The sequence below is a fragment of the Flavobacterium franklandianum genome (assembly GCF_007097365.1).
Classification (GTDB): domain Bacteria; phylum Bacteroidota; class Bacteroidia; order Flavobacteriales; family Flavobacteriaceae; genus Flavobacterium; species Flavobacterium franklandianum.
In genome coordinates, this window is record NZ_VJZR01000007.1 from 85,266 (window position 1) to 95,921 (window position 10,656).

Genomic DNA, 10,656 nt, shown 5'->3' on the forward strand with positions numbered 1-10,656 from the left:
TAAAGTTGCAGAACTAGATTGACAAAGATTTTAATAAAAATAGGATATGAAATGAGCATAACGGGAATGTGATGCAAATACCTATAAAGATATATGCGAATTACATATTCCTTAAAAAAAATATTATCTACATATGAAAAAAATAGTCCACTTACTAATTAATAAATTAGGTTTTAGGATAGAAAATAAAAGAAAGATAAACGAAAAGGAAATTAATTATTTAAAGAAGTTCAACGTCAAGAATAATTTTGAATTACTTTTTAGTTCAAGAAAGTATATTTTAGCTTTAGACAACAAATTTGAAAATCTAAAAATAGAGAGTCATAAGGATGGCTTTTTGGTTAGTTTTTCAAATTTGACATTTTATGTCGAAAGTTACGATGAGTTTTTTATCCTACATGAGGTGTTTTGTGAGGGAGATTATAATTTTAGCTCCAATTCAAAAGCGGTTATCATTGACATTGGTGCTAATATTGGCATATCCTCGCTGTATTTCTCTACCTTAGACTATGTTGATAAAATATATGCTTTCGAGCCTGTAAACGACACTTTTGACCAAGCAAAGTATAATTTGTCGTTAAACAAGAAAAGACATAAAGTGCATAGCTTCCAAAATTTTGGACTCGGAAAAAATGACAGAAAGGAAACTTTTATCTTCAATAAGCTCGTTAAAGGCAATACAGGAATTCGTGGGACATTGAGTCCAAGTTATATGGATAATCAAAATGTTACGGAAATACAAGTTCAAATCAGGGAGGCATCCCAAGAGTTTACTAAAATCATCGATGAAAATAAAGACAAGAAAATCATTGTCAAGATGGATTGTGAAGGCGCTGAATATGAAATTTTTGAAAATATTTTTGAATCTGGAGTGATCCATAAAGTAGATGTGTTTATGCTCGAATGGCATGACAAAGGCTCTGAACGTCTAACTGAAATACTGAATACATCGGGATTTGACTATTTTTCAAGGACTTTAACCCCTATTACAGGTATCATTTATGCTTATAGAAAGATATAAATACATATGAAATCATTTGTCTCTATAGTTGTTCCCTGTTATAACCAAGCCCAATTCTTGGACGAAGCATTACAATGTATCTATAATCAAACACACACTAATTGGGAATGTATTATTGTAAATGATGGAAGTTCAGATCATACTGAGGCAGTTGCCAATGGATGGGTAGCTAAAGATGCTCGTTTTGTTTATGTTTATAAAAATAATGGAGGTGTGAGTAGAGCCAGAAATTGTGGTATTGAACATGCTAAGGCAGAATTTATTCTAACTTTGGATGCCGATGATAAGTACGAAGCCACTTTTCTAGAAAAGGCTTTGGCCGTGTTAGTGAATAATGCAGAGATAGGAATTGTAAGCAGTTGGGGAAGAAGGTATTTAACAAACGGTAAACCCTTGCAAGAATTTAAATCTAAAGCTCATTCTGTTTCCGATTTTTTGTTTGGTAATGGACTTCATATGGGGTCTTCACTTTTTAGAAGAGAATGTTGGGAAAAATCAGGGGGGTATGATACTGATCCAAGGAATGGGTATGAAGATTGGGAGTTCTATCTTGGTGTTTGTAAATTAGGTTGGAAAGTTAAGATTATTGAAGAGTTTTTGTTTTTTTATCGACAACATTTAGTTTCTAGAAGAACAACAATGAATAGGCAGTATAAAGATAATATGGCATTTATTTACACCAAACATAAAGATTTATATTTGCCTCATTATGAAGATATGGTTAATCACTTTTTAGATTCCATTGTATCAGAAAAAAGAGAGTATTTAAAAGTTAAAAATAAACTGGAATTTAAAATCGGAACAGCTATATTGCGTCCTTTGCGATTCGTAAAAAAGTTAATGAGATGATATTTGTATGGGAATATATTCTGTTTGAATGTTGAATAAGTAATAGGATGAAAGAACTTAAAATTAATTTTACCGATTTTTGGCCTAATTTTGACAAGACGGACAATTATTTTTATAATTTGTTGAGTTCTCATTATGATTTAGTTATTGATGAAAACCCAGATTTGTTGTTTTATTCTAGTTTTGGTCACGACTATTTGAACTATAAATGTACTCGCATATTTTATACGGGTGAAAATAAACGACCTGATTTTTCAGCCTGTGATTTTGCTTTTAGCTTTGATTTTATTTCAAATAAGAAGCATTTTAGATTGCCTCTGTATTCTATATATATTGACCATCACAATATGTTGCCCCAATTGGAATATAAAAAAACAAGAGAAGAGGCAACACAAATTTGGAAGGGAAAAACCAAGTTTTGTTGCATGGTTGTTTCAAACCCAAATTGCGCCAAAAGAATTGAATTTTTCAAGCATTTGTCAAAATACAAACTAGTAGATTCAGGAGGAAGTGTTTTGAATAATGTTGGAGGCAGAGTGGCTGATAAAGCAGCCTTTATCAAGGAGTATAAATTTGTTATTTCCTTTGAAAATAGTGACCAAGATGGTTATACAACCGAAAAAATAATGGAGCCTATTCTTAAAGATTGTATTCCTATTTATTGGGGGAATAAACTCGTAGACCGGGATTTTAATTCGCAGCGATTTTTAGATTACAATCAATTTAAATCAGAAGAAGATTTGATTGAAAAAATTTTGGAAATAAATCAAAATGAGGATTCGGCAATTGATATGATTCAGCAACCCCCTTTTAGTCCCGCCAAAATGACCCATAATGAAGAACACCAGCAAGTTTTAGAAATAATTAGTAAAATTGTTGAAGAAAATAAAAAGCCAATGGCAGTTCGATGGCTTCGGTATTTACACGGCTTTAATTTGTTTTGCTCTAAAATACAGAAACGAGTTTTTACACATTTGAGTTTATAGCTTTGAATTCTAAAACAGAATAAACATTTCAATATTTTTATGGTTTCTACTCCAAAAATCACCGTTATATTACCCGTGTACAATTGCGAATTGTACATACAAACGGCGGTTGAAAGTATCCTGAATCAAACATTTACTGATTTTGAACTCTTGATTATTGACGATGCTTCGACAGATGCTACGGTTGCTATTATCCAAAAAATTGAAGATTCACGGATTCAATTGATACAAAAGCCAGTAAATTCAGGCTATACCAATAGTTTGAATTCAGGAATAAAATTAGCCAAGGGGGATTACATTGCTCGGATGGACGGCGACGACATCAGCTATCCCGAGCGATTTGCTAAACAAATAGCCTATTTAGAAACTCATCCCGAGGTGGTGGTTTGTGGTACAACTTATAAAATTATGGGCAACGACAAACGAATTACGCTTCCAGAACATCACGAGGCTATAAAAATAAGTTTATTATGGGGGAATTGTATTTCACATCCATCAGTAATGATTAGAAAAAAAGTACTAGACCAATATTCAATTCAATACGACACCTCCAAAGAACCCGCCGAAGATTATGATATGTGGGTTCGAATACTATCCTTAGGAAAGCTGCACAACCTACAAGAAGTGCTATTGGAATACCGATTGTACTCCAATCAAGTGTCACGAAAAAGAGCCGATGAGCAGAAAAAGAATGACATTGCAACAAAATTTCAACTGTTGCAGTATTTAGAGGTGCAATGGAATAATAGTGAATTTGAATTTCTGGAGCGGCAATTTGGCAAAACCGAAGTTCTATCATTCAATGACCTCAAGATTTTCAAACAAATACAAAAGAAATTAGAAATAGCCAATGCTTCTGGTTTTTTTGAATCTAAAAAGTTCAATCAGTATCTCATCGATTTAGAAGCCGATGTTTTACGAAAATGTTTTTTGAAAAAAAAGCGTTATTCGCCCTCAATGTATTTTGAATATCTTCTGGCTAAATACAAAAGGCAAGCCAAGTTGCCCCTCAAACAAGAACTAAAACTGGGATTGAAATCATTAATTTTTTGGAAAACCCAAAGGGGTATGTCGAAAACGAATCCTACAACGACAGCGTATAAAAAAATAATTAGGCAATGACACAAGCCACTTTCTCCATCGGTATCACCACCAAAAACCGCCTGAACAATTTACGGGTTAACCATCATTTTTGTGGTTTTTTTCTATGATGGTTTTTTACCATTTTATTTAATTTTAGATGCTATTTTCTAAAAAATCATTTTTTAAGTAGTATTTTTGTCTAGATAGTAGCTTATCTAAGCTGTTTTAAACCGATTTACGATGAGATTAGCAACAGAACAAAAAAAATTTATTTATGAGTATTGGAAATCGAAATCACCTTTTAACCAAGTTTATTTGTTTGGTTCAAGGGTAAACGATACCCTTCGAGGAGGCGATATAGATATTTTAGTTTTGACTGAAAATAAGCTTCATCATAGCGATTTGTATAAAATGAAACAATTGTTCTTTTCAAAATTTGGCAAGCAAAAAATGGATATTGTAAATTTTGAAAAATCCCAAGATACTGCTTTTAAAAGATATATAATGAGTTATGCTACACTTTTAGACCATGAATAAATTATTTTTAGAAGCCTATATAGAATCGTTTTCGAATTTTGAAACAGCGATGAATGGATTAACCAAATCGCTGGAACATTGTACCAGTATTGGTATAAAAAGTAACTATGCTTTTGAGGAAACAGAAGCTTTTGACGCATTGATTATAAAGCTTACCCGAAATTCAGATGTTTTTTTTCAACAAATAGTAAAGGCTTATTTTAAATTGAAAGGAGAAGATGGACTAATGTTCATTGATCGTTTGAATATGTTAGAAAAAATGGGAGTTATTGATAATGTAGATCAATTGATGGTTCTAAAAAGTTTTAGAAACCAAGCTGTTCATGAATATTCGGCTGTTGCTTTTCAAGAATTGTATCAGGAAGCCCTAGAATTAGCTCCTTTTTTTATAAAAACTGTTCGTCAATTTCAGCTGTTTTTAGTAAAAGAATCTATTCTAAAAGGCTAGTGTAAAAGCAATCTTCCAAAATGTCAAACCCCACTTTCTCCATCCTCATCACCACCAAAAACCGCCTAACTGATTTGGCTTTTACGTTGGATAAAATTCAATATTTATTAGACAATAAGAATGTGGTTTGCCTTATTTGTGATGATGGCTCTACTGATGGGACAGCACTGTATTTACAAACCAATTATCCTGAAATCCGTTTGATTCAGAACCCCAAAAGTCAGGGCTTGATTTACAGCAGGAATCGATTGATGGGTTTAGTCACCACCGAGTTTGCTATTTCTATTGATGACGATGCACATTTTCTTTCGGAAAACCCGTTAGAATCTATACGCAACTATTTTGAAGATAATAAGAATTGCGGCTTGCTTGGTTTTCGCATTTTTTGGGGATTGGAAGAGCCGAGGTCTATTATTTCAACAGAAAAACCGCATCAAGTACAAGGATTTGTAGGCTGTGCTCATGTTTGGCGAATGCAGACTTGGCGTGATATTCCTGATTATCCAGCTTGGTTTATTTTTTATGGCGAGGAAAATTTTGCTTCCTATCAATTATTCAAAAAGAATTGGGAAATTCACTATTTGGCTGAGGTTTTGGTGCATCATCGGGTCGATATCAAAGCGAGGAAACAACACAAGGATTATATAGAAAGACAGCGTCGTTCGTTGCGTTCGGGTTGGTATTTGTTTTTCTTGTTTTACCCTTATCGCGAAATACCCAGAAAAATGGCGTATTCGCTTTGGATGCAATTCAAACTCAAAGTATTTCAAGGTGATTTCAAAACTTTGCTGGCCATAGGTTTGGCGTTGTTAGATTTGGTTGGGAATATACCTCGAATTATAAAAAACAGCAACCGATTGACTCAAAAAGAGTATGAAACCTACAATGCACTTCCGGAAACTAAGTTGTATTGGAAGCCTGAAAAATGAATATTTTTCTTTAAATTTTCTAAAAAACTAAATTAATTTAATATTTAACAATGAAAAAATTAGTATGCCGCATTTGGAATGCGCTCAATTTAAAATTACTACAACCTTTAAAACACTGTTTTTTACCAAAAGAAAATAGAATATTAATCTATTTAGGTTTACATAAAGGCTCAAGTTTTGATCAGTTAATTAGTTCACATAAATTTTGTTATGGATTTGAAGCTAATCCTGAATTGTACAAAAATTTAATAAAAAAGTATAGATTCTATAGAAATGTACATATAATTAATGCTGCTGTAACTGATTATAATGGAGTAATTAAGTTTAATATTAGCAGCAATAATGGTCGCTCGTCATCTATAGGTGAATTTAAACAAAATTGGCCAAATGATATAAAAATGTTATATACTATAGAAGTACCAGCTGTAAGACTTTCTGATTTTTTGGATGAAAGAAAGATTGATTTTATTGACACTTATTGTTCCGATATTCAAGGTAATGACTTGACTGTTCTTAAAACGTTATCTTATTGGATTAAAAATAAAAAAATAGGAAGTATAACTTGTGAAACTTCAAAAGATAGTTATCAAAACATATATGAACTTGGAGATAATAGCGAGTCAGGATTTAAAGAATTGTTGGATGAAAATTATTATTTGGCTGCAAAAGGTTGGGGTGTATTAAAAGATGGTGAATATATAGAAGTAGAAGAGAGTTGGTGGGAAATGGATTGTAAATGGAAAGTAAAAGAATAAATATTTATGTCTATTATTTTTGGTTTGTTAGTATATGGTTACGAATTTTAAAAAAAAAAGCAGCAACCATATAACGGAAAGAGAACACTAAAGCTACAATCAACTACCAGAAACCAAATTGTATTGGCAGCCTGACAAATAGGCATATCGATTTAAAAAAACGTGCAAATTGAAAATTAGATTTTCAATTTGCACGTTTTTTGATTTTATACCATATAAAGTGCTTATTTTAAATGTATTATATTAAATTTAAAGAATATTTTTTTTTTAAAAGTGCATTTATATCACAAATATTCGCTAAAATATTGTTTTTTTTGACTTATTATTTGTAATTTTGATGCAAATTGAAAATGTAATTTACAATATGCACGATTTTATTCAAAGAACGATAGAGGATACTATAAAACAGTATCTTAAAATATTTCCGGTTGTTGCGGTTTTGGGACCTAGGCAGTGCGGAAAATCGACTTTGGTAAAACGATTGTGTCAAAATTGGGGCGATTCCTTGTTTTTGGACTTGCAGTACGATATAGATTTGAGTAAATTAGATCAGCCCAGTTTTTTCTTTGAATCCAATGCCGATAAAATAATATGCTTAGACGAAATTCAATTGGTGCCTCAATTATTTTCAGTTTTGAGAAGCGTGGTGGACAGAAATCGCCAAAACGGAAAATTTATTTTGCTGGGTTCTGCCTCTCGAGATTTGATTCAGCAAACCTCTGAAAGCTTGGCGGGTAGAATCGGGTTGGTGTATTTAGCGCCTTTTACCATAAACGAATTGAATCAATTAGAAGGGTTTTGTTTGAATACATTTTGGCTTCGAGGTGGTTTTCCGGATAGTTATTTGTCCGATAATGATGGGTTTAGCGAAATTTGGCGCACTAATTTTATCAAAACTTTCATCGAACGTGATATTCCGCAATTGGGTTTTCAAATTCCAGCTTTGCAACTCAAGCGGTTATTGGTAATGTGCGCCCACAATCAAGGGCAGCTGATTAATTATTCCAAATTGGGTGAATCATTAGGCTTGACACATCCTACCATTCGAAGATATATCGATTTGTTGGAGCAAACTTTTATTTTGCGAACGGTACTTCCGTATGAAACTAATGTGAAGAAACGATTGGTTAAGTCGCCAAAAGTATTTGTTAGGGATTCAGGCTTGTTGCATCAATTATTGTCCATTCCAGATTTCAATTCCTTATTAGGGAATCCTGTATTTGGCTCTTCTTGGGAAGGTGTAGTGGTTGAAAATATTATTGTAAACAAACCCGATTGGAATTATTATTTTTATCGCACCGCCACTGGCGATGAAATGGATTTAATTCTTGAAAAAGGGAATCAACGCATTGCTATTGAATGTAAAGCTTCGACAGCACCCAAATTGACCAAAGGTTTTTACCGTGCTTTGGAAGTTATAAAACCGCAAAAAACGTATGTGATAATTCCAGCTCCCGTTTCTTATGAAATTGCGCCCAATGTAACCGTTTGCGGATTGTCGGAGTTTTTAAATCTTACTTTTTGATATGAAAAATATAGCTATTATTCCCGCTCGAGGTGGTTCGAAAAGATTACCGAATAAGAATATTTTACCCTTGCATGGTATTCCATTGATTGTTCATAGTATTTTGTATGCCCAGAAAGATAGTACTATTATTGACGAAATTTATGTATCGACTGATGATGAAAAAATAAAAGAAATAGCTCTACAATATGGAGTAAAAGTAATCGATAGACCCGAAAATTTATCCGGAGATTTTGAGCCTACCGTTTCGGCTTTGAAGCACGTTTTAGAATCGATTGAAGCGGATGTGGAAAATGTGATTTTATTGCAAGCTACCAATCCATTGCGTCCACAAAATTTGTTGGAACAAGCTTTTGAAATGTATCAAAAAGGAAACTATGATAGTTTGTTTACGGTTTCTAGAAACCATCAAAAATTGGGTAAAATAGTAGAAAATAAGTTTCATCCTTTTAATTATTCGATAGGACAACGTAGTCAAGATTTGGAACCCTTATTTTTTGAAAATGGATTGCTGTATATCACTAAAGCCTCTTTGATTTTGCAAGAAATTATTATTTCAGAAAAAGCTTTTCCATATGAAGTTAATTCTATTTTTGCTAATGTTGATATCGATACTCAGGAGGATTTGGAGTATACAGAGTATTTATTAAGGAAGCTCATAACTCATAACTCATAACTTTTTTATGAACCCATACATAGAAATAGCAGGCAGAAAAATAGGACTCGATTACCCACCATTGGTCATTGTCGAAATTGGTATTAACCACGAAGGCTCTTTGCAAGTGGCCAAAGAAATGGTCGATGCTGCTCATCGAGCAGGCGTTGAAATAGTCAAACATCAAACTCATATTGTAGCAGACGAGATGAGTGGTGCTGCCAAAAAAGTAATCCCTGGCAATTCTGATGTTTCTATTTATGAAATCATGGAGCGTTGTGCCCTCAATGAGGCCGATGAATTGGAACTCAAAAATTATGTCGAAAGTAAAGGGATACTATTTATATCGACTCCTTTTTCTCGTGCTGCTGCCGAAAGATTACGAAAATTTGATATTCCAGCTTACAAAATTGGTTCGGGAGAATGCAATAACTATCCTTTATTGGAACACATTGCTTCTTTTGGCAAACCTGTTATTTTGAGCACGGGAATGAATACCATAGAAAGCATTCGCAAAGCGGTAGCCATATTTGATAAACATAAAGTACCTGTGGCGCTGTTGCATACTACTAATTTATACCCAACCCCTATTCCTTTGGTGCGTTTGGGAGCCATGATGGAAATGCACAATGCCTTTTCTGATAAAGTTTTTGGTTTATCAGATCATACCCTGAATAATAATGCCTGTTTGGGAGCTGTAGCTCTTGGTGCGAGTATTTTAGAGCGTCATTTTACAGACCATATGCAGCGAACGGGTCCTGATATTGTGTGTAGTATGGATGAACAAGCTACTAAGGAATTAATTCAAAACTCGAATGAAATTTGGCAAATGCGCGGTGGTACTAAACAACCCGCCAAAGAAGAGCAGGTTACCATAGATTTTGCTTTTGCCACGGTTTGTACGATTGCGCCAATCAAAAAAGGGGAAGAGTTTACTAAAGAAAATATCTGGGTAAAGCGTCCTGGAACTGGAGCGATATTAGCAGAACATTTTGAAACTATTTTGGGTAAAGTGGCTATCAGGGATATCGCAAATGATGAACAATTGAGTTGGGAGGATTGTAATTCTTGACACACCCCCAACCCCTCTCAAGAGGGGAGTTAGGAGGGGAATAATTACGAAAGTATATCTGAAATTGATTTCTAAATCCTAATAGACTTCTGTTAGTAGGGACAAATTCCCCTCTTGAGAGGAGCTAGGGTTGAGTGATTTATGAATTATTTATACTAAATACTTTTCTAAATGCTAATAGACTTCTGTTAGTAGGGACAAATTCCCCTCTTGAGAGGGACTAGGGTTGTGTGATTTATGAATTATTTATACTAAATACTTTTCTAAATCCTAATAGACTTCTGTTAGTAGGGACAAATTCCCCTCTTGAGAGGGATTAGGGTTGAGTGATTTATGAATTATTTATACTAAATACTTTTCTAAATGCTAATAGACTTCTGTTAGTAGGGACAAATTCCCCTCTTGAGAGGGACTAGGGTTGTGTGATTTATGAATTATTTATACTAAATACTTTTCTAAATCCTAATAGACTTCTGTTAGTAGGGACAAATTCCCCTCTTGAGAGGGACTAGGGTTGTGTGATTTATGAATTATTTATACTAAATACTTTTCTAAATCCTAATAGACTTCTGTTAGTAGGGACAAATTCCCCTCTTGAGAGGGACTAGGGTTGTGTGATTTATGAATTATTTATACTAAATACTTTTCTAAATCCTAATAGACTTCTGTTAGTAGGGACAAATTCCCCTCTTGAGAGGGATTAGGGTTGTGTGATTTATGAATTATTTATACTAAATACTTTTCTAAATCCTAATAGACTTCTGTTAGTAGGGACAAATTCCCCTCTTGAGAGGGA

At 33.6% G+C, this 10,656-nt stretch carries 11 protein-coding genes; all 11 read left to right on the forward strand.

The features are described from left to right. Window positions 1-133: 133 nt before the first annotated feature. The 11 genes from FNW17_RS09620 to neuB all read left to right on the forward strand — a co-directional run bounded on the left by FNW17_RS09620 (window position 134) and on the right by neuB (window position 9,860). Entirely contained in the window at window positions 134-1,021 is an 888-nt protein-coding gene (locus FNW17_RS09620) for an FkbM family methyltransferase (RefSeq protein ID WP_143391743.1), read from the forward strand. A gap of 6 nt (window positions 1,022-1,027) precedes the next feature. Then, window positions 1,028-1,870, forward strand: coding sequence for a glycosyltransferase family 2 protein (locus FNW17_RS09625; RefSeq protein ID WP_143391742.1), 843 nt, complete (start codon window positions 1,028-1,030; stop codon window positions 1,868-1,870). A 47-nt stretch (window positions 1,871-1,917) separates the two neighbouring features. Continuing rightward, window positions 1,918-2,856 (forward strand): glycosyltransferase family 10 domain-containing protein, encoded by a 939-nt coding sequence (locus FNW17_RS09630; protein ID WP_143391741.1) that lies wholly within the window; start codon window positions 1,918-1,920, stop codon window positions 2,854-2,856. A gap of 39 nt (window positions 2,857-2,895) precedes the next feature. After that, window positions 2,896-3,978 carry a glycosyltransferase family 2 protein gene (locus tag FNW17_RS09635; RefSeq protein WP_143391740.1) on the forward strand — a complete coding sequence of 361 codons (1,083 nt, stop codon included), beginning with the start codon at window positions 2,896-2,898 and terminating at the stop codon, window positions 3,976-3,978. 201 nt (window positions 3,979-4,179) lie between these two features. Beyond that, window positions 4,180-4,476: a nucleotidyltransferase domain-containing protein gene (locus FNW17_RS09640; RefSeq protein ID WP_143391739.1), complete on the forward strand. Its 297-nt coding sequence runs from the start codon at window positions 4,180-4,182 to the stop codon at window positions 4,474-4,476. Continuing rightward, complete coding sequence (locus FNW17_RS09645; protein WP_143391738.1) at window positions 4,469-4,924, forward strand: hypothetical protein; 456 nt, start codon at window positions 4,469-4,471, stop codon at window positions 4,922-4,924. The genes FNW17_RS09640 and FNW17_RS09645 overlap by 8 nt, the downstream gene beginning before the upstream one ends. A gap of 20 nt (window positions 4,925-4,944) precedes the next feature. Continuing rightward, complete coding sequence (locus tag FNW17_RS09650; RefSeq protein WP_143391737.1) at window positions 4,945-5,853, forward strand: glycosyltransferase family 2 protein; 909 nt, start codon at window positions 4,945-4,947, stop codon at window positions 5,851-5,853. Between the two features lie 50 nt (window positions 5,854-5,903). After that, window positions 5,904-6,608, forward strand: coding sequence for an FkbM family methyltransferase (locus FNW17_RS09655; protein ID WP_143391455.1), 705 nt, complete (start codon window positions 5,904-5,906; stop codon window positions 6,606-6,608). A 364-nt stretch (window positions 6,609-6,972) separates the two neighbouring features. Continuing rightward, entirely contained in the window at window positions 6,973-8,133 is a 1,161-nt protein-coding gene (locus tag FNW17_RS09660) for an ATP-binding protein (RefSeq protein WP_144071517.1), read from the forward strand. 1 nt (window position 8,134) lies between these two features. After that, window positions 8,135-8,809, forward strand: a complete 675-nt coding sequence (locus FNW17_RS09665) for an acylneuraminate cytidylyltransferase family protein (protein ID WP_143391456.1) — start codon at window positions 8,135-8,137, stop codon at window positions 8,807-8,809. 7 nt (window positions 8,810-8,816) lie between these two features. Beyond that, complete coding sequence (gene neuB / locus FNW17_RS09670) at window positions 8,817-9,860, forward strand: N-acetylneuraminate synthase (protein WP_144071518.1); 1,044 nt, start codon at window positions 8,817-8,819, stop codon at window positions 9,858-9,860. Window positions 9,861-10,656 lie beyond the last annotated feature (796 nt).